Raw genomic sequence first — 17,976 nt, forward strand, 5'->3', positions numbered from 1 at the left:
ATGGCGACCGGACCATGCCCGGGCGCGATTAAGCCTGCGTTACAGCAAAAAATTCAAACCGACACAAAACAGCAAGCCGGCGAACAACCGCTTGAGCAAGCGCGGCGACAACCGGTGCGCCAGGCGTGCGCCGAAACGGGCAAACACCATGCTGGTCAGGGCAATGCCCAGCAGCGCCGGCAAATACACGAACCCTAGACTATGAGCGGGCAACAGCGGGTCATGCCAGCCCAGAATCATGAAACTTAACGCACTGGCCAGGGCAATCGGCAAGCCACAGGCGGACGAGGTGGCCACCGCCTGTTGCATCGGCACGCTGCGCCAAGTCAAAAACGGCACGGTCAGCGAGCCGCCGCCGATGCCGAAAATCGCCGAAGCCCAGCCGATCACGGTACCGGCCAACGTCAGGCCGAGCTTGCCCGGCACCGTGCGGCTGGCCTTGGGCTTGACCTCCAGGGCCAGTTGCACGGCGATGATCAGGGCGAATACGCCGATGATCTTCTGCAAGTGGGGGCCGGAAATCGCCTCGGCGGTCAGCGCACCAAAGCCGGCCCCGATCAGGATGCCCACGGTCATCCAGACAAAGATCGGCCAACGCACCGCGCCACGTCGGTGGTGCTCACGCACGGCATTGACCGAGGTAAAGATGATCGTCGCCAGGGAGGTGCCCACGGCCAGGTGGGTCAGCACCTGCGGGTCGAAGCCCTGCAGGGTGAAGCTGAACACCAGCACCGGCACGATAATGATCCCGCCGCCCACGCCAAACAGCCCGGCGAGCACGCCCGCGCACGCGCCCAGCAGCAAATACAGCAGAAATTCCATGGGAGCCCCCAAACCAGGTCCGGCATGTTAACGGATGGAAGGCATGCGACCCAACTGGATACGATGGAACGCCGCTGCCGGTGTGGGTAGAGTGGCAAAAAACACAAACGGGAATCGCCTGATGTGCCTGATTGTTTTTGCCTGGCGGCCGGGCCATGCCCAGCCGCTGATCGTCGCGGCCAACCGTGATGAGTTCTACGCCCGCCCCAGCCTGCCGCTGGCCCAGTGGCCGGATGTGCCCGAAGTCTACGCCGGCCGCGATCAGGAAGCGGGCGGCACCTGGCTGGGCGTGAATGCCGATGGGCGGTTTGCGGCCCTGACCAATATCCGTGATCCCCACCAGCCGCCGGCACGCAAGTCCCGCGGGGAACTGGTGGCACGGTTTCTCAGTGGTTCGCTGCCGATTGACCAGTATTTGGCCGACGTTAACGGCCGATCGATTGAATATGCCGGGTTTAACCTGCTGGTGGGGACGCGGGAAGAGTTGTGGCATTACAACGCCAATCACACCGAGCCGACGCAGTTGAAAGCGGGCGTGTATGGGTTATCCAATGCAGGGCTGGATACACCTTGGCCAAAACTGCTTAAGGCCAAAGCCGCGCTGAGTGAGTTGCTGAACGATCCCCAGCCCGAAGCGCTACTGGAGATTCTGAGCGATCCGCAGACGGCGCCGTTTGCTGACTTGCCCGATACCGGCGTGGGGTTAGCGACCGAGAGTTTGCTGTCGAGTGTGTTTATCGCCAGCCCCAGTTATGGGACACGGGCGAGCACGGCGTTGATTGTGAACGCCGATGGCACGCGGCGGATGGTGGAGCGCAGCTTTGGACCACATGGTGGACGGTTAGGCGAGGTGGACATCAACCTGTAGGAACTAGGCGTCCCCCTGGCTCCTACAAGGTTTTGGCGGAAGCCGGGTTGATCATCCGCGTCAGCCCCAGGTTCTTCAGCGCCAATTGCAGCGAGCTGTGGATAACCTGCGGGTTGTCGATGGTCATCAACTCCGCCAGCAGATCCTTGGCCATGCTCAGTTCAACCTGGCGCAGCATCCACTTTACCTTCGGCAGGTTGGTGGCGTTCATCGACAGGCTGTCAAAGCCCATCGCCATCAACAGCACCGCCGCCGCGGGGTCACCGGCCATTTCACCGCAGATGCTCACCGGCTTGCCCTCGGCATGGGCGTCGCGCACCACGTGTTGCAAGGCTTGCAGCACCGCCGGGTGCAGGTAGTCGTAAAGATCGGCCACCCGTGGGTTGTTACGGTCCACGGCCAGCAGGTACTGGGTCAGGTCGTTGGAGCCCACGGACAGGAAGTCCACCTGCCGCGCCAGTTCCTTGGCCTGGTACACCGCCGCCGGGATTTCGATCATCACGCCAATCGGCGGCATCGGTACGTCGGCGCCTTCGTCGCGCACTTCGCCCCAGGCGCGGTGGATCAGGTGCAAGGCTTCTTCCAGCTCATGGGTACCGGAGATCATCGGCAGCAGGATGCGCAGGTTGTTCAGGCCTTCGCTGGCCTTGAGCATGGCACGGGTCTGTACGAGGAAGATTTCAGGGTGGTCGAGGGTGACGCGAATACCGCGCCAGCCGAGGAAGGGGTTGTCTTCCTTGATCGGAAAATACGACAGTGACTTGTCGCCGCCGATGTCCAGGCTGCGCATGGTCACCGGTAACGGGTGGAAGGCGGACAGTTGCTCGCGATAAATCGCCAGCTGCTCCTTCTCACTCGGAAAACGCTGGTTGATCATGAACGGCACTTCGGTGCGGTACAGCCCCACGCCTTCGGCGCCGCGCTGTTGCGCGCGGGCCACATCGGCCAGCAGGCCGGTGTTGACCAGCAGCGGTACACGGTGACCGTCGAGGGTCACGCACGGCAGTTCGCGCAAGGAATCGAGCCCGAGCGCCAGTTGCTTCTCTTCTTCCACCACCTCGGCGTATTGCTTGCGCAGGACTTCGCTGGGGTTGGTAAACACCTCGCCGCGATGCCCATCGACGATCATGTCGATGCCATCGACCTTGGAGTACGGCAGGTCCACCAGGCCCATCACCGTCGGAATGCCCATGGCCCGGGCCAGGATCGCGACGTGGGAGTTACCCGAACCGAGGACCGAGACCAGGCCCACCAACTTGCCTTCGGGCACTTCGCCGAGCATGGTGGCGGTCAGTTCTTCACTGATCAGGATGGTGTTGTCGGGGTAGACCAGGTTGGTGGTGCGGTCTTCCTGCAGATAGGCCAGCAGACGGCGACCGAGGTCACGCACATCCGAGGCCCGTTCGCGCAGGTAGGCGTCGTCCATCAATTCGAAACGGTTGACGTGATCGGTGACCACCTGGCGCAGCGCGCCCTGGGCCCACTGGCCGGTCTTGATCACGGTCTTGACTTCATTACCCAGGGACGCGTCGTCGAGCATCATCTGGTACACGTCGAACAACGCGCGCTCTTCGGGGCGCAGCTGGGTGGCCAGCTTGGTCGACAGGTTGCGCATGTCGGCGCGCACGCCTTCCAGGGCCGTCTTGAACAGTTTGATTTCAGCGTCGATGTCGTCGACGTGCTTGTCCGGCACCACATCGAGGTCGGCCGGCGGCAACATGACCACGGCAGTACCGACCGCCGCCCCCGGTGAACCCGGTACGCCGACGAACTTGGCTTCCTGGATCCCCTTGCCCTGGCGCCCCAGGCCGCGAATCGAGCCGGTGGCTTCGGCGTGGGCGATAACCCCGGCGAGCTGCGCGCTCATGGTCACGAGGAAGGCTTCTTCGCCCTCGTCGAACTGGCGACGTTCTTTTTGCTGGATGACCAATACGCCGACGACGCGGCGGTGGTGAATGATCGGTGCGCCGAGGAACGAGGCGTAGCGCTCTTCGCCGGTTTCGGCAAAGTAGCGATAACGCGGGTGATCGGCCGCGTTTTCAAGGTTCAGGGGTTCTTCACGCGTCCCCACCAAGCCCACCAGACCTTCATTGGGCGCCATGCTGACCTTGCCGATGGAGCGCTTGTTCAAGCCCTCGGTGGCCATCAGCACAAAACGGTTGGTCTCTGGGTCCAGCAGGTAAACCGAGCAGACCTGGCTGCCCATGGCTTCCTTGACGCGCAACACAATAATCCCCAACGCCGCCTTGAGATCCTTGGCGGAGTTAACTTCCTGGACGATCTTGCGCAGCGTATTGAGCATGGCTCGGGGTCGAACTCCGTCGTCAGTCGCGCGCTAAAAGGCGCGGGGCAAGCTCTTTGAGAGCGCGACGATAAACCTCGCGCTTGAATGTCACCACCTGGCCCAGCGGGTACCAATAACTGACCCAACGCCAGCCATCGAACTCCGGTTTACCGGTCAAATCCATCCGCACCCGCTGCTCGTTGGAGATCAGGCGCAGGAGAAACCATTTCTGCTTCTGGCCGATGCACAGCGGTTGGCTGTGGGTACGCACCAGGCGTTGCGGCAAACGATAGCGCAACCAGCCCCGGGTACAGGCCAAAATCTGCACATCTTCACGCTCAAGGCCGACTTCTTCGTTCAACTCACGGTACAAGGCGTCTTCAGGGGTTTCGTCGGGGTTGATTCCGCCTTGAGGAAACTGCCAGGCATCTTGGTTGATTCGGCGAGCCCATAGCACCTGTCCGGCATCATTCGTAAGAATAATCCCGACATTAGGACGGAAACCATCGGGGTCGATCACGGCAACAACCTCGCAAACGCATGTCGCCGCATTGTTCCACAAAGGTTGTTCCAGCGGCAACGAGGCTTCTTACCTTATGTGCACTCTTGTGAAAAGACCGTATTCTGGACGCCTTTTTACAGACTTTTCAGCGAGTAACTGCAATGCGCCTGGCTTTATTCGACTTGGACAACACCCTTCTCGGCGGTGACAGCGACCACGCTTGGGGCGATTACCTCTGCGAGCGGGGGATTCTCGACGCGGTCGCCTACAAAGCCCGCAACGACGAGTTCTACCAGGACTACCTGGCCGGCAAGCTGGACAACGCCGCCTACCTGAACTTCTGCCTGGAAATCCTCGGCCGCACCGAGATGGCCCAGTTGGACGAATGGCATAACGACTATATGCGCGACTGCATCGAGCCGATCATGCTGCCCCTGGCTGCTGAACTGCTGGCCAAGCACCGCGCCGCTGGCGACAAGCTGGTGATCATCACCGCCACCAACCGTTTCGTCACCGCGCCAATTGCCGCACGCCTGGGCGTCGATACGCTGATCGCCACCGAGTGCGAGATGGAAAATGGCCGCTACACCGGGCGCAGCACTGATGTGCCGTGCTTCCGTGAAGGCAAGGTGACGCGCTTGAATCGGTGGTTGGAAGAAACCGGGCACAGCCTGGAAGACAGTTACTTCTACAGCGACTCGATGAATGACCTGCCGCTGTTGGAGCAGGTGACGCATCCGGTGGCGGTGGATCCGGATCCGAATCTGCGCGCTGAAGCCGAGAAGCGGGGTTGGCCGGTGATTACCCTGCGCAGCGAGTAACCGTGGTGAGCGGGCTTGCCCCGCGCTGGGCTGCGAAGCAGCCCCAAAACCTGCCAACCGGTCTCATCAGGAAAAATACGGGCCCTTGTCGGGGCTGCTTCGCAGCCCAGCGCGGGGCAAGCCCGCTCACCACAACGGCTTGGCGCCCATGAGCCCGGCAATCGCCACAAACCCCACCAGGCTCACCACCGCCAGCACCAGGGTGAAATTCAGGCTGCCGCCCTCGCCTTTGCGCAGCCGGTTAAGCCGTGCCACCAGCCAGAACCAGGCCAGCGCGGCCACGGTATAGAGGATGCTGGAACCGAGGATCCAGGTCTGCCCCAGCGGCCAGCCGACCAGGTGCACCAGCCACCAGCCGGTAAACGGCATGCTGACCATGCAAACGCCCATCAGCAACCACACGAACGCCCACGGGCGCTGCACGGTCACGGCCGGGCCGGCGCTGCGCTTGCGCCAGGCCAGCAGCGCCAGGCCGAGGCCGCTGAGCAGCAGCAACACCGTGGCGGCGATGTGGATAACTTTGAGGGTGGTCAGGGTTTCCATATGTCGTTTTCCTTAAAGGCCGCCCCAATCAGCGTAGTCGCTCAACCGAGAAACAGTTTGTAGGCCGGGTTATCGCTTTCATCCCAATACGGGTAGCCAATAGCCTCTAGGGCTGCCGGGACCAGGTGACGCTCGCTCGCCGGCACTTGCAGGCCAGCAACCACACGGCCGTCAGCGGCACCGTGGTTGCGATAGTGGAACATCGAGATGTTCCAGCGCCCGCCCAATTTGTTAAGAAAGTTGAACAGCGCCCCCGGACGTTCCGGAAATTCGAAACGGAACACCACTTCATCACTGACCTTGGCCGCATGCCCGCCGACCATATGGCGGATGTGCAACTTGGCCAGTTCGTTCTCGGTCAGGTCCAGCACCGGGAAACCCTGGCCGGTGAGGCTGGCGATCAGCGCACTGCGCGGGTCGTTTTCCGGGTGGGTCTGCACGCCGACAAAGATGTGCGCTTCGCTGCCGGAGTGGTAGCGGTAGTTGAATTCGGTGATCTGGCGCTTGCCCACCGCCTCGCAGAACGCCTTGAAGCTGCCCGGCTTCTCGGGGATGGTCACGGCGATGATGGCTTCGCGGCCTTCACCCAGCTCGGCGCGCTCGGCCACATGGCGCAGGCGGTCGAAGTTGACGTTGGCGCCGGAGTCGATGGCCACCAGGGTTTGCCCGCTGATGCCACGGGTCTCCACGTATTTCTTGATCCCCGCCACACCCAGCGCGCCGGCCGGCTCGGTGATGGAGCGGGTGTCGTCGTAGATGTCCTTGATCGCCGCACAGATTTCATCGGTGCTGACGGTGATCACTTCATCCACATAGTGTTTGCAGATGTCGAAGGTGTGCTGGCCGATCTGCGCCACCGCCACGCCATCGGCAAAAATGCCCACGGTGGGCAGCACCACACGCTCGCCGGCAGCCATGGCAGCTTGCAGGCAGTTGGAGTCGTCCGGTTCGACGCCGATGATCCTGATCTCCGGGCGCAGGTATTTCACGTACGCCGCAATGCCCGCGATCAGCCCGCCGCCGCCCACAGGTACGAAAATCGCGTCCAGGGGCCCCGGGTGCTGGCGCAGGATCTCCATCGCCACGGTGCCCTGCCCGGCAATGGTGTGCGGATCGTCGTAGGGGTGAATGTAGACGTAGCCTTTTTCGTCGACCAGTTTCAGCGAGTAGGCCAGGGCTTCCGGGAAGGAATCGCCGTGCAGCACCACTTTGCCGCCACGGGAGCGCACACCTTCGACCTTGATATCCGGAGTGGTCTTGGGCATCACGATCGTGGCCTTGACCCCCAGCACTTTGGCCGCCAGGGCCAGGCCCTGGGCATGGTTGCCCGCCGAGGCCGTGACCACGCCGCGCGCACGCTCTTCAGCCGTCAATTGAGTCAGCTTGTTGTACGCGCCGCGAATCTTGAACGAGAACACCGGCTGCAGGTCTTCACGCTTGAGCCAGACCTTGTTGCCCAACCGCTCGGAGAGCTGGCGGGCGGTCTGCAACGGGGTTTCTACGGCAACGTCATAGACGCGCGAGGTGAGGATCTTTTTGACGTACTGTTCAAGCATCGGCGGAAATCACTGGGCGGGTTGGGCAGGGCCAAGGAGTCTAACCCAGCGTTTGGCCGGGCGACCACACGAATCCGGAGGTTTTGTTGGGTTATACTCGCGCCCCTCTTTACTCCCCGCCCGTTCCGGAGCCCGCATGACCCAGGATCAACTCAAACAGGCAGTGGCCCAGGCCGCCGTCGATTTAATCCTTCCCAAACTCGACGACAAGAGCATCGTCGGTGTCGGCACCGGCTCCACCGCCAACTGCTTTATCGATGCGCTGGCCCGGCACAAAGGCGCGTTCGACGGCGCCGTGGCCAGCTCCGAAGCCACCGCCGCGCGCCTCAAGGGCCATGGCATTCCGGTGTACGAGCTCAACACCGTGAGCGACCTGGAGTTCTACGTCGACGGCGCCGATGAAAGCGACGAACACCTGAACCTGATCAAGGGCGGCGGTGCAGCCCTGACCCGCGAGAAAATCGTCGCGGCGGTGGCCAAGACCTTTATCTGCATCGCCGACGCCAGCAAGCTGGTACCGGTGCTCGGCGCGTTCCCGCTGCCGGTGGAAGTCATCCCGATGGCCCGCAGCCACGTGGCTCGCGAGCTGGTGAAGCTGGGTGGCGATCCGGTGTACCGCGAAGGCGTGTTGACCGACAACGGCAACATCATCCTCGACGTGTTCAATATGCAGATAACCAACCCGGTGGAGCTTGAGACCCAGATCAACGCCATCGTCGGCGTGGTCACCAACGGCCTGTTCGCGGCGCGTCCGGCGGATGTGCTGCTGCTGGGCACTTCCGAAGGCGTGAAAACCCTTAAAGCCTGATGCAAAACCAAATGTGTCTCAGGGATTGGGTTTCTTGAACACGTAGAACAGGTTCGGCTCGCTGACCAGGTACAACGTACCCTCGTCATCCATGGCGATTCCTTCGGCCTGGGGCACCCGTTTTTTCAGGCCATGGCGCCCATTGAGCAGAGATAGGCTGCTCAATGGGCGACCGTCGATATCCAGCTCCAGCACCAGGAACGACTCATCCGACAGCGCCAGCAGATGACCGCTGCGCTCGTCGTATTGCAGGCTCGACAGGTCGCGCACAAACAACCCGGCATCGCGCTTGGGGTTGTTGATCACGTGCACCGAGTAGGTTTTTTCCGGTTTGAAATGGGGAAAACCGTGGACCTCGTAGATCAGCATCGGGTCGCGCTCCTTGGCCACGAACAGGCGCTTGCCCACCGAGTCATAGGCCAACCCCTCAAACCCCTTGTTGCCCCCGACATGCAGGCCCAGGGTCATCTGTTCCGCATCGGCGGCGTCGAGGAATTGGGTATCGTCGTCCACATGCACCTTGATCAGCCGCTGCTGGCGCTCGTCGGTTATGACATAGATGTTGTCGCTGATAAATTCCACCGCCTCGGCATCACCAAACCCCACCAACGGGATGCGTCGCAGGATCTTGCCCTCAAGGGACAGCTCGATCAGCTCGGCATTTTTATTGGTGACGGTAAACAGGCTCTTGCGTACCGGGTCGTAGGTGAGGGCCGAGACATCGTCGTCGAGCCCTTCGATAACCTGGGCCTCAAGGGTCACTTGGTAATCCGCCAGGCCGATGGAGCGCTCGTCCGCCGGCTGGCGCCAGGCCTGCCAGTTGAACCAGGCGCGCTCGAACAGGCGAAAGTGCTGCGCAACAGCCCCGGCGCTGACCAGGGCGATCAACGCGAGCATCAAGAGAATGGGTTTGGGGCGGGCAAATCTACGCATCAGGCGGTGCTCAAAGTCAAAAGTGGCGAATGAATATCACGCCTGTCTGAATTTAAACTTAAACGCACCCTGGTGTCTGGCGAATGCCGCTAATAGAGAAATATCCGACGTGATTCGTCTGTTATTTCTGCTTTTCGAAACGATAGAACAGGTTTGGCTCACTGACCATATAGAGCGTGCCATCCTCATCCATGGTGACCCCTTCTGCGCGGGGGATGGTGTTCTTGAGGCCGTTGAAGCCACCAAGCAGGGTCATGAAGCTGACTTGTTCACCCTTCTCATCCAACTCCAGCAACAAGTGGGAGTCGGCCGATAACACCAGCAGATGGCCGGTGCGCGGGTCGATGGCCAGGGCCGAAAGGTTGCGCATGTCCAGCTCTTTGCTGGCCAGTTTCTGTTTATCGCCGACCAGGGTCTGGCTGCCGTCGCTTTTCCAGGTGAACAACGCCGGTGGCCGCTCTTCACCCAGCACAAATTGCTGATTGCGCTTGTCCCAGGTAAGCCCCTCGAACGCTTTGTTCTGGTCCTTGGACGGGCCCAGGTCATAGCTCGGGAAGTCGGCCTTGTTCAATTGCTGGGTGGCAGCGTCGATCTTGACGATGGTCAGGTTGTGCTGGCGTTCGTCGACCACGGCCATCAGGCCATTTTCCATCACGGTCACGCCTTCCGGGTTGTCCCAGCCATTGAGCGGCATCTTGCGCAATACGTCGCCTTGCAGGCTCAGCTCGACCAGGAACGGGTTTTTACCCATGACGGAAAACAGGGTTTTGGTCTGCGGGTTATAGGAGACGTCCGAGGCTTCGTCTTTCTCCATGCCCGGCAAAACCTTGGCGTCGATGACAACGTGATAGTCAGGCAACCACACACTTTCGCTGCGTTCGGCGGGCGTTTCAAAGCCCTCCAACAGCCACAGCACGCCGCGATCGTCCCAATGCATGGCCCAGGAAATGCCATACACGATGGCACCCGCCAGAAATAGCCAGGAATACCAGCGCAAGGCAAAGCGAGAGCGCGGCTTGGGTGTGGCGGAAGGCAGGGACACGGCCATGGGGTGCTTTTCCGGAAAGTCAGCGGTAGGTGATAGCACAGGATCAATGGACCCGCGCGCAGGAGGCTGAGGATTATCCGGATGGGGTGTGAAAAAAATGCAAAAGCCGATGCACGAGATGGACTCGGACCCAATGTGGAAGGGGGCAAGCCCCCTCACACATCAGGTGCTTATCGAACGCTGCTTTCGAAACGATTCACGCCGGTCAATTCCAACACCAGGTCATCACCCACATTCAACGGGCCCACGCCGGCTGGGGTGCCGGTGAGGATCACATCGCCAGCCTGCAGCGAGAAGCAGCCGGCCATGTACTGGATCATCGGCACGATCGGGTTGAGCATGCTCGCGCTGTTGCCGTCCTGGCGCACTTCGCCATTGATGGTCAGGCGAATGCCAATATCGGTCACGTCCGCGAAGGTGCTGCCGACCACGAACGGCGCAATCACCGCCGCGCCGTCGAAGGACTTGGCGATTTCCCACGGCAGGCCCTTGGCCTTCAGCTCGGATTGCTTGTCGCGCAGGGTCAGATCCAGGGCCGGGGCGAAGCCGGAGATGGCGTCCAGCACTTCTTCACGGCTAGGCTTGTTCGACAGCGGCTTGCCGATCAGCACCGCGATTTCCGCCTCGTAGTGCACCGAACCGCGCTCGGTCGGAATGCTGAAACCGCCTTCCAGCGGGACGACGCAACTGCCCGGCTTGATAAACAGCAACGGCTCGGTCGGCACCGGGTTATCCAGTTCCTTGGCATGTTCGGCGTAGTTACGCCCAATACACACCACTTTACCGACAGGAAAGTGGATGTTGGTGCCGTCGACATATTTGTGCTGGTAGCTCATGAAACGACTCCTTCGGGGGGCGGTTAAACAGCGAAGATCTTGCCAGGGTTCATGATCCCGTTCGGGTCGAACACCGCCTTCACTGCTTTCATATATTCGATCTCAACCGGCGAACGGCTGTAGGTCAGGTAATCACGCTTGGTCATGCCCACGCCGTGTTCGGCGGAGATCGAACCGTTGTACTTCTGAACGGTTTCGAACACCCACTTGTTCACCGTGGCGCACTTGGCGAAGAACTCATCCTTGCTCAGGTTTTCCGGCTTGAGGATGTTCAGGTGCAGGTTGCCGTCGCCGATATGGCCGAACCAGACGATTTCGAAGTCCGGGTAGTGTTCGCCGACGATCGCATCAATTTCCTTCAAGAACCCTGGTACTTTGGAGACGGTGACCGATATGTCGTTCTTGTACGGCGTCCAGTGGGAAATGGTCTCGGAGATGTACTCGCGCAGTTTCCACAGGTTGTGCAACTGGGTTTCGCTCTGGCTCATCACGCCGTCCAGCACCCAACCCTGCTCGACGCAGTGCTCGAAGGTTTCCAGCGCGTGGTTGGCGACTTCTTCGGTGGTGGCTTCGAATTCCAGCAGCGCGTAGAACGGGCACTCGGTTTCGAACGGCGCCGGCACATCACCACGGCCGAGGACTTTGGCCAGGGCCTTGTCAGAGAAGAACTCGAAGGCGGTCAGGTCCAGCTTGCCCTGAAAGGCGTGCAGCACCGGCATGATCGAGTCGAAATCGGTGGTGCCGAGCACCATCGCGGTGAGGTTTTTTGGCGCACGGTCCAGGCGCATGGTGGCTTCGACCACAAAGCCCAGGGTGCCTTCGGCGCCGATAAACAGTTGGCGCATGTCGTAGCCGGTGGCGTTCTTGATCAGGTCGCGGTTCAGCTCCAGCACATCGCCCTTGCCGGTGACGACTTTCATGCCGGCCACCCAGTTGCGAGTCATGCCGTAGCGAATGACCTTGATCCCGCCGGCATTGGTGCCGATATTGCCGCCAATCTGGCTGGAACCGGACGACGCGAAGTCCACCGGGTAGTACAGGCCATTTTCTTCGGCGACGTTCTGCAATTGCTTGGTGACGACGCCCGGCTGGCACACCGCGGTGCGGTCGGTGAGGTTCACGTCGAGGATCTGGTTCATATAGTCGAACGAGACGACCACTTCGCCATTGGCCGCCACGGCAGCAGCCGACAGGCCTGTACGACCACCGGATGGCACCAGCGCCACCTTGTGCGCATTGGCCCAACGGACGATGGCCTGCACCTGCTCGGTGGTCTTGGGGAACACGATGGCGGTCGGCGCGGGCGCGAAGTGCTTGGTCCAATCCTTGCCGTAAGCCTCCAGGGAGTCGGCGTCGGTCAGCACTTTGCCGGGCTCAACCAGGGTCTTTAGCTCATCAATCAGGGCAGGATGGGTCATCGACAGAACTCTCGAACAATTCATGGTCATCCTGAGAACGCTTCACGTCGCAGGAATAGGTGTTTAGCGGGGCGCGTATGCTAGCATACCGCCCCCGCAGGACAGAGCCCAAGGGCGTTTCTGCGGTGACGGCTTTCCTGCCGTCCGGGTCAGCTTAAGCGATCCGATTCCCTGCCATTTTTCTCCGGGATACAGGTTTACGCAGATGAGCAAGACTTCTCTCGATAAGAGCAAGATCAAGTTCCTTCTTCTGGAAGGCGTCCACCCATCGGCCGTCGACGTACTGAAGGCCGCCGGGTACTCCAGCATTGAGTACATCACCAGTTCTCTGCCGGAAGCCCAGCTCAAGGAAAAGATCGCCGACGCGCACTTTATCGGCATTCGCTCCCGTACTCAGCTGACCGAAGAGATCTTCGATCACGCCAAGAAACTCGTGGCGGTCGGCTGTTTCTGCATCGGCACCAACCAGGTCGACCTCGACGCCGCGCGCGAGCGCGGCATTGCAGTGTTCAACGCCCCGTACTCCAACACCCGTTCCGTGGCGGAGCTGGTGCTGGCCGAGGCCATCCTGCTGCTGCGCGGTATCCCTGAGAAGAACGCTTCCTGCCACCGTGGCGGCTGGATCAAGAGCGCGGCCAACTCCTTCGAAATCCGAGGCAAGAAGCTGGGTATCGTCGGTTACGGTTCGATCGGCACGCAACTGTCGGTACTGGCCGAAGGCCTCGGCATGCAGGTGTTCTTCTACGACACCCTGACCAAGCTGCCATTGGGCAACGCCACCCAGGTGTCGAGCCTGACCGAACTGCTGGGCATGTCCGACATCGTCACCCTGCACGTTCCGGAAACCGCCGAGACCCAGTGGATGATCGGCGAGAAGGAAATCCGCGCCATCAAGAAAGGCGGCATCCTGATCAACGCTGCACGGGGCACCGTGGTCGAGCTGGACGCCCTGGCCGACGCGATCAAGGACAAGCACCTGATCGGCGCCGCAATCGACGTGTTCCCGGTGGAGCCTCGCTCCAACGACGACATCTTCGAAAGCCCGCTGCGTGGCCTGGACAACGTGATCCTGACCCCGCACATCGGCGGCTCCACCGCTGAAGCCCAGGCCAACATCGGCCTGGAAGTGTCGGAGAAGCTGGTCAAGTACAGCGACAACGGTACCTCGGTCTCGTCCGTCAACTTCCCGGAAGTGGCCCTGCCGGCTCACCCTGGCAAGCACCGTCTGCTGCACATCCACCAGAACATCCCGGGCGTGATGATGGAGATCAACAAGGTCTTCGCGGAAAACGGCATCAACATCTCCGGTCAGTTCCTGCAGACCAACGAGAAGGTCGGCTACGTGGTGATCGACGTCGACGCCGAGTACTCGGACCTGGCGCAAGAGAAGTTGCAGCACATCAACGGCACTATCCGTAGCCGCGTGTTGTTCTAACGCTGCAAAAAAAATGGGAGACCCGCAGGGGCCTCCCATTTTTTTTGCATGAACACATCTTACTTGACGTTAACCGTGATCACTTTCGAGGCGACAGTGGGCTCGAATTGGCGATGCACATTGTCACCTGCGACCAGTTGCAGGGTGTGCTTGCCTGGAGCCAGGGTCAGTTCGGTTTCAGTCTGCGCCTTACCGAAGTGAATCGACGTGGCGGTGGCTGGAATGGCCTCATCAGCCTTCAGCGACTGTACATCCTGGTCTACCAGCAGATGATGGTGGCCGGCGTTAGGTACTTGCTTGTCGATCGGCTCAAGGTCCAGGCCCTTGACGCCGAATTTGACGGTGAAGGTTTTGTCGACGGTCGCGCCATCCTTGGGCGAGACGATATACACCTCAGCTCCCTTGGGCGCGGAGGTACGCGGAACATCGGCGGCATTCGCCAACATCGAGGCACCCAGCAGCAGGCTGGCAATGGTTGCGCGGGACAATAGGGCTTTCATTCGCTTCTCCAGTTTTTCCATGAAATCTGTAGGGTTCTGACAACTTCGCGACAAATTGCTGTCCAAGGCACTCACCACCATAGCAAAGCGATGCTGAACGGCGCCTCGCACATTCGAATTCTTTAGGAGTGACCATGCGCTTTTCGCCTGGCCTGTTACTGTTGCTGCCCCTGCTGAGCCCCCTGGCTCATGCCGAACTGATCGACGATGTAAACGATCGCGGCGAACTCCGCATCGCCCTTGAAGCCAACACACCACCGTACAATTTCAAGGAAGGCGACAAACTCACCGGCTTTGAAGTCGAGCTGGGTGAATTGCTGGCCAAGGAAATGGACGTGCGCCCTTCGTTTATCACCACCGACGACGCCGACATGCTGCCGGGGGTCTCAACCGGCAAATACGATGTAGCCATCAACCATGTCGCTATGACTGCCGAGCTTAAGGATCAGTTCGATTTCAGCGAGGCTTATCACGACAAGCCTGAGCTGGCGATCCCGTTCCAGAAGGGCAACCCGGCCTTCAAGACCAGCCTGGACGGGGCGCTGAAGCGGGTGAAGGACGATGGCCGATTAAAGGCACTGTCCCATAAGTGGTTAGAGGACCAGGCCCCTACAGGCGCGCCAACGCCTGTGCCGCCGCAGGCAACTCCAGCTCACTGAACACCTGCACGCCATGGCGCTTGAGCAGCGCCGCCGTTACGCCCTCGCCACTGACCTTTACACCGGTGAAAGTGCCGTCATAGGTCAGCAGGTTGCCGCAGGACGGGCTATTGGCCTTGAGAATGGCGATGCGGATGTGATGGCGCTGCACCAACGCCAAGGCTTGCCGAGCGCCGTCGAGGAAGGCGGCGCTGAAGTCTTCGCCCTCGGCCGTCAGCACCTGGGCGCGGCCTTCCCAGACATCGATGCCCTGCCCACCTGGAATCTCGGCGGAGGGCCTGGGCGTCGGCAGACCGCCCGACACTTCCGGGCAGATCGCAACCACGCGCCCTTCAGCCTGCCACGCCGCCAGTTGATCGAACGGGCCGCTGGCCCCACCGTCGTAGCGCACCTTGTGGCCAAGCAGGCAGCGGCTGATCAGAATCTTCTGCATGGTTAGAACGGCTCGTTACCGCGCCGACGGAACCACCCGGTGAGGGACAACCGCTCGCGCGTAGCCGGCATGACTTCGTGGGGCACCTCGCCCGACAGGAACACCACCAGGCATCCACCGCTGGGCACCACGTCGTATTCGACGCCGTCCTTGAGGTACATGCGCAACTGGCCACCGTGCTCGGGCAACCAGGCGTCGTTCAAGTAGATCACCGCCGAGACCATGCGCCGATCATCGTCACGGAACCGGTCCAGGTGCCTGAGGTAAAACGCGCCGGGGGGATACATCGCGAAGTGGCTTTCGAAATCCTCAAGGCCGAGGAACAAACCACGGTTCATCGCCAGGCGCAGCGTGTCCATCAACGCCATATAGCTGTCGCAGACCGCCGCGTCGCCCTCCTCCAGCCACTGGATATGGTCGCCGCGAATACCCTCGCGAATCTCCTGGGCCGGCCCGCGCCCCACTGCCGCCGGGGCCAGTTCACCCTCGGCCGCACGTTTACGGCACTCAGCCGCCAGTTCCAGGGTCAGAGCCTGGGGCAGGAAGCCGTTCTGCTGCGACCAGCCTTTTTCGGCCAGGTCATCGACGATGCGTTGCAGCAGGGGGTGATCAAGGGGTATTTGCATGGCGCGCATAGTATCCATACGCCTGTGAATCCGACAGAGCCGCCGAGCGTCTGAATACACTTTAGTCAGCTGACTGATAGGACTTCTCGACAAATCCTACGCCCGACACGGACAATAGTGGCCGACTGACAGGAGTCCATATGCGTCGTTTGTTTTTTTCCTTGCTGATGTTCTGCGTTTTGCCCGCCTGGGCAGACGGCCATGACCAGTTGTACAAGGTCGCCGGCTGGGCCGAACAACGTGCGCATTTCAATGACGCCCTCAGTGCTGCCCAGCAACGCTACCGTAACAGCCTGCCGCCGGCGGTGTACCAGGCGCTGGTGGACAACAGCAACAAGCGCTTTGCCGCCCAGGCCATGGACCAGCGCGCCGAAGCCCAGTTACGCAAGCACCTGGCGGACCCTGCGCCGGCCCTGGCGTTTTTCCAATCGCCTCTGGGCCGCAAGGTCGTTGCGGCCGAGTTACTGGCCACGCGCCGCGACCAGTTGGCAAAAAACGCCCAAGGCCTGCCGCACATCGAGGCTGACGCCACCCGCAGCCTGATCATCGGCCACCTGGCCCAGGCCCTGCCCGCCCGCGAAGCCGGGGCGGAGGTCAGCCTGGCGATCGCCGGCGTGGCCGCCGACAGCTTGAGCCAGATGATCCCCGGCCTGCTGGGTGGCGGCCAGGCCCAAGGCATGTTGAATGGCCAGCGTGAGCGGCTGATGCAACAGATTGGCAATGACCTGAACAACACTCTGCTGTACGTCTATCGGGATCTGTCCGACCCGGAGCTGGAGGAGTTCGCGACGTTTGCGGAGTCACCGGAAGGTAAGGCGTATTACCAGGCAGCGCTGGCGGCGATTCGCGCAGGTCTGGCAGTCGGCCAGAGCACTTCAAGCCTGACGCAGTAATAAAATGTGGGAGGGCTTGCCCCCTCCCATATGTGGACTGCGTTATTTCAGATGGTCCGTCAAATACCGGAAGTACTCTTCGCGAATCTGCGGAATCTCATTCGCCAAGTGATGCCGGCCGCGCGGCAGCATCAACACCTCGGGCTGGTCGAACTTGCTCCGCAGCACCTGCAAGTTGTGCTGCCAATCCACCGTCATGTCTTCCTCACCCTGCACAATCACCGGCCGCCGAGGGCTGCGTGGCGCGGCTTCGATGCGTTTGATCCAGCGCGCCAGGGCGCCTACCCAGGCGGTGGGCAGTTGCCGGGGTTGCAGCGGGTCGGCCTCCAGGAACGGCTTGAACGCCGGGTCGTGAGTGTTCTCGCTGAAGCGCCGGGCGATGCCTTTGACGAACGGGCGCAACAGGTAATAGCTGACCTGCGACCATCCCCACGCACGCGGCCGCACCAGCGGTGAGAGCAGGAAGGTCTTGCCTTGCGCCGGACTGGTAGCGCCATGGTTGAGCAAGTGATCCACCACCACCGCGCCGCCGGTGCTTTGCCCGAACAAGTGCCAGGGCTGCGGCAATTGCAGCGCTTGGGCCTGGCCGAACAGTGCCTGCACCACATCCTGGTACACGGCAAAATCCTCGATGCTGGCGCGCGCGCCGCTGGACAAGCCATGGCCCGGCAAATCGCAGGCGATCACCACAAAGCCCTGGTCCAGGGCCCAGTCCACCACGTGGCGATACAGGCCCATATGGTCGTAGAAGCCGTGGAACATAAACATCGTCGCCACCGGCACGGGCGGCCACCACACCTGGGCGACCACCTCGAACCCAGCCACCTCGAAACGCCCCAGCCGACTCACCGCCGGCACTTTGCGTGCACTCAGGTCCAGCCCATAGAAACGCTGGTAGACCCGCGCTTCGGCTGAAAGCGGTTGCGCATCCACCAGGGGCCGCAGGCTTTCGCGAAGGTGATCAGGGTCAAAGGTCACAGGCATAAAGGGT

The 17,976-nt window shown here is 61.2% G+C and carries 19 protein-coding genes; 6 read left to right on the forward strand and 13 right to left on the reverse strand.

What is annotated here, in order from left to right:
• Positions 1-39: 39 nt before the first annotated feature.
• The gene (locus tag NIBR502773_RS13700) at positions 40-822 is read right to left on the reverse strand and encodes a sulfite exporter TauE/SafE family protein (RefSeq protein ID WP_115485551.1); all 783 of its coding nucleotides are present in this window, start codon (positions 820-822) and stop codon (positions 40-42) included.
• Between the two features lie 121 nt (positions 823-943).
• On the opposite strand from NIBR502773_RS13700, the gene NIBR502773_RS13705 reads away from it, so the two are divergent.
• Entirely contained in the window at positions 944-1,690 is a 747-nt protein-coding gene (locus tag NIBR502773_RS13705; RefSeq protein ID WP_141156247.1) for an NRDE family protein, read from the forward strand.
• Between the two features lie 22 nt (positions 1,691-1,712).
• Here NIBR502773_RS13705 and ptsP read toward each other — a convergent pair whose 3' ends face one another.
• Both ptsP and NIBR502773_RS13715 read right to left on the reverse strand, forming a co-directional pair.
• Complete coding sequence (gene ptsP / locus NIBR502773_RS13710) at positions 1,713-3,992, reverse strand: phosphoenolpyruvate--protein phosphotransferase (protein ID WP_065938083.1); 2,280 nt, start codon at positions 3,990-3,992, stop codon at positions 1,713-1,715.
• 22 nt (positions 3,993-4,014) lie between these two features.
• Complete coding sequence (locus NIBR502773_RS13715; protein ID WP_003176750.1) at positions 4,015-4,494, reverse strand: RNA pyrophosphohydrolase; 480 nt, start codon at positions 4,492-4,494, stop codon at positions 4,015-4,017.
• Positions 4,495-4,637: 143 nt separating this feature from the next.
• Between NIBR502773_RS13715 and NIBR502773_RS13720 the strand changes: the two genes are divergently transcribed.
• Positions 4,638-5,297: an HAD family phosphatase gene (locus NIBR502773_RS13720; protein ID WP_141156248.1), complete on the forward strand. Its 660-nt coding sequence runs from the start codon at positions 4,638-4,640 to the stop codon at positions 5,295-5,297.
• Between the two features lie 126 nt (positions 5,298-5,423).
• Here NIBR502773_RS13720 and NIBR502773_RS13725 read toward each other — a convergent pair whose 3' ends face one another.
• Both NIBR502773_RS13725 and ilvA read right to left on the reverse strand, forming a co-directional pair.
• A complete protein-coding gene (locus NIBR502773_RS13725) occupies positions 5,424-5,840 on the reverse strand; it encodes a DUF2269 family protein (RefSeq protein WP_115485548.1) in 417 nt (138 codons plus the stop codon).
• Between the two features lie 41 nt (positions 5,841-5,881).
• On the reverse strand, positions 5,882-7,396 hold the full coding sequence (gene ilvA / locus NIBR502773_RS13730) for a threonine ammonia-lyase, biosynthetic (protein WP_141156249.1): 1,515 nt from the start codon (positions 7,394-7,396) through the stop codon (positions 5,882-5,884).
• A gap of 136 nt (positions 7,397-7,532) precedes the next feature.
• Here ilvA and rpiA point away from each other — a divergent pair, with 136 nt between their 5' ends.
• Positions 7,533-8,204 carry a ribose-5-phosphate isomerase RpiA gene (rpiA, locus tag NIBR502773_RS13735; RefSeq protein ID WP_027608421.1) on the forward strand — a complete coding sequence of 224 codons (672 nt, stop codon included), beginning with the start codon at positions 7,533-7,535 and terminating at the stop codon, positions 8,202-8,204.
• Positions 8,205-8,222: 18 nt separating this feature from the next.
• Here the strand turns inward: rpiA and NIBR502773_RS13740 are convergent, their stop codons facing one another.
• From NIBR502773_RS13740 to NIBR502773_RS13755, 4 genes are all read right to left on the reverse strand, one after another.
• Positions 8,223-9,137, reverse strand: a complete 915-nt coding sequence (locus NIBR502773_RS13740; protein ID WP_141156250.1) for an SdiA-regulated domain-containing protein — start codon at positions 9,135-9,137, stop codon at positions 8,223-8,225.
• Positions 9,138-9,258: 121 nt separating this feature from the next.
• On the reverse strand, positions 9,259-10,185 hold the full coding sequence (locus NIBR502773_RS13745; RefSeq protein ID WP_065938078.1) for an SdiA-regulated domain-containing protein: 927 nt from the start codon (positions 10,183-10,185) through the stop codon (positions 9,259-9,261).
• 170 nt (positions 10,186-10,355) lie between these two features.
• Complete coding sequence (locus tag NIBR502773_RS13750) at positions 10,356-11,021, reverse strand: fumarylacetoacetate hydrolase family protein (RefSeq protein WP_027608418.1); 666 nt, start codon at positions 11,019-11,021, stop codon at positions 10,356-10,358.
• Positions 11,022-11,044: 23 nt separating this feature from the next.
• Positions 11,045-12,439 (reverse strand): FAD-binding oxidoreductase, encoded by a 1,395-nt coding sequence (locus NIBR502773_RS13755; RefSeq protein WP_092355745.1) that lies wholly within the window; start codon positions 12,437-12,439, stop codon positions 11,045-11,047.
• Positions 12,440-12,644: 205 nt separating this feature from the next.
• Between NIBR502773_RS13755 and serA the strand changes: the two genes are divergently transcribed.
• Positions 12,645-13,874 (forward strand): phosphoglycerate dehydrogenase, encoded by a 1,230-nt coding sequence (gene serA / locus NIBR502773_RS13765; protein ID WP_027608416.1) that lies wholly within the window; start codon positions 12,645-12,647, stop codon positions 13,872-13,874.
• A gap of 59 nt (positions 13,875-13,933) precedes the next feature.
• On the opposite strand, the gene NIBR502773_RS13770 is transcribed toward serA, so the two are convergent.
• Positions 13,934-14,374 (reverse strand): DUF4399 domain-containing protein, encoded by a 441-nt coding sequence (locus NIBR502773_RS13770; RefSeq protein WP_141156251.1) that lies wholly within the window; start codon positions 14,372-14,374, stop codon positions 13,934-13,936.
• A 134-nt stretch (positions 14,375-14,508) separates the two neighbouring features.
• Here NIBR502773_RS13770 and NIBR502773_RS13775 point away from each other — a divergent pair, with 134 nt between their 5' ends.
• Positions 14,509-15,033, forward strand: a complete 525-nt coding sequence (locus tag NIBR502773_RS13775; protein WP_141156252.1) for a transporter substrate-binding domain-containing protein — start codon at positions 14,509-14,511, stop codon at positions 15,031-15,033.
• Here the strand turns inward: NIBR502773_RS13775 and NIBR502773_RS13780 are convergent.
• Both NIBR502773_RS13780 and NIBR502773_RS13785 read right to left on the reverse strand, forming a co-directional pair.
• Positions 14,984-15,466 (reverse strand): DUF523 domain-containing protein, encoded by a 483-nt coding sequence (locus NIBR502773_RS13780; protein ID WP_065924355.1) that lies wholly within the window; start codon positions 15,464-15,466, stop codon positions 14,984-14,986. The two genes, NIBR502773_RS13775 and NIBR502773_RS13780, sit on opposite strands and share 50 nt — an antisense overlap.
• Before the next feature lie 2 nt (positions 15,467-15,468).
• Positions 15,469-16,101: a 2OG-Fe(II) oxygenase gene (locus NIBR502773_RS13785; RefSeq protein ID WP_065924356.1), complete on the reverse strand. Its 633-nt coding sequence runs from the start codon at positions 16,099-16,101 to the stop codon at positions 15,469-15,471.
• A gap of 131 nt (positions 16,102-16,232) precedes the next feature.
• Between NIBR502773_RS13785 and NIBR502773_RS13790 the strand changes: the two genes are divergently transcribed.
• The gene (locus NIBR502773_RS13790; RefSeq protein ID WP_027608412.1) at positions 16,233-16,985 is read left to right on the forward strand and encodes a DUF2059 domain-containing protein; all 753 of its coding nucleotides are present in this window, start codon (positions 16,233-16,235) and stop codon (positions 16,983-16,985) included.
• 42 nt (positions 16,986-17,027) lie between these two features.
• Here the strand turns inward: NIBR502773_RS13790 and NIBR502773_RS13795 are convergent, their stop codons facing one another.
• Entirely contained in the window at positions 17,028-17,969 is a 942-nt protein-coding gene (locus NIBR502773_RS13795; protein ID WP_141156253.1) for an alpha/beta hydrolase, read from the reverse strand.
• Between the last annotated feature and the right edge of the window lie 7 nt (positions 17,970-17,976).

The organism is Pseudomonas sp. NIBRBAC000502773 (assembly GCF_006517195.1).
GTDB classification, from domain to species: domain Bacteria; phylum Pseudomonadota; class Gammaproteobacteria; order Pseudomonadales; family Pseudomonadaceae; genus Aquipseudomonas; species Aquipseudomonas marginalis.